Source organism: Pleomorphovibrio marinus, assembly GCF_003347495.1.
GTDB classification, from domain to species: Bacteria; Bacteroidota; Bacteroidia; order Cytophagales; family Cyclobacteriaceae; genus Pleomorphovibrio; species Pleomorphovibrio marinus.
In genome coordinates, this window is the sequence record NZ_QCXY01000036.1 from 1 (window position 1) to 1,157 (window position 1,157).

The window sequence follows — 1,157 nt, forward strand, 5'->3', positions numbered from 1 at the left end:
AGGCGGCCCAGTCTTTTGTGGGCGGGGGGCTCTCCAGTTACGCGGGGCTGAGCTTTAGCGAATCCATTAAATATAAATGGAGCCTTGCCGGGAAATCCGGTGTGGAGACCTTCACCAAATACGGCCTGCTAAACGTGGCGGGCAACTTTGCCTACGACAAGGAACAGGCGTTTTTCAAAAAGCCCCTGGCCATCCACGGCGCGGCCTTTATGATGGGCGGTATCGGTGCAAGTCTGCAGGAGGGGATTATGGGGAAAGAATCCTCTAGATTTTTAGGTTTAGATTTCGGCGAAAGGTTCATAAAAAGTACAATAAGCTACTTAGCAGAATATAAGGCCAATTATTATTTCAAGACCAAGATGCAAAATGTGAAGTATGGGGATTATCGGCGAAATAAAGCTGCTTCTTTTGGGATCAAATCTTGGTCATACAGTTGGTTGTATTCATTAGGAGGGTAGGTTGATGGGCAGGTACATGGTAATTCTGAATCTTCTTGCGATATGCCTCCTTTGTGGATGCGGAAAAACTGATATTTTTTTTAGAAGTGGTAGGGCAAAGAGTGTGACTCTGAAGTCCTACCAAGAAAAACAGCTACTTATAAGGAATTATGCAATTTTTAATTCGAGGCAGGAACGACTACTTACGGCGGACAATGAACCTTTTCCCATAGATAAGGATAGTCTGAGTCAAGTTATTTTTGAAGTTTTTAAAAGTTTGGATATGGATTCCTTGAAATTTGTTGGTGGTGAAAATCTAATCGATAGTGCACTTTATGTAAAACCGGCTTTCACCTTTGGAAGAATTGAAAGTAACTACATAAAAGAACTAGCGGGAGACACCCAAGGAGTGGCTGTGTTGGTGCCATTAGTGTATGCCTACAATAGATTTTCCTTTACAGGATTTATCTCATCAGGAGGTGTGTCAGGAAGCAGTGGTTGGTCTTTTATTACTTGGCTCAATTTTTTCGTTTATGTCCTAAGGGATGACCAAGTTATCTACAGCCGTCTTTTTGTGTATAAATCCGACCAAGTATGGGCCGACTCGAGAGAAGAAATTTTGGCCGTACCACCATTAGCCGCTGTCAAACAAGAACACTGGGATGAACTGGTCAGACTGGCGATGAAGGATTATATCAAGCGGTTAAGATGAAAAGTCAT

2 protein-coding genes are annotated in these 1,157 nt (G+C 42.9%); both read left to right on the forward strand.

The genetic code is table 11. The annotated features are described in order from the left end of the window. Positions 1–458, forward strand: a 458-nt coding sequence (locus DB520_RS26235; RefSeq protein WP_157972276.1) for a hypothetical protein, incomplete at its 5' end; no start/stop codon positions are given. Positions 459–720: 262 nt separating this feature from the next. Beyond that, positions 721–1,149 carry a hypothetical protein gene (locus DB520_RS26240; protein ID WP_198675473.1) on the forward strand — a complete coding sequence of 143 codons (429 nt, stop codon included), beginning with the start codon at positions 721–723 and terminating at the stop codon, positions 1,147–1,149. Positions 1,150–1,157: the final 8 nt, after the last annotated feature.

Excerpts from the sequence above, each read along its gene's own strand:
- DB520_RS26240 (WP_198675473.1), top strand. The coding sequence starts at position 721 with ATGGATTCCTTGAAATTTGTTGGTGGTGAAAATCTAATCGATAGTGCA.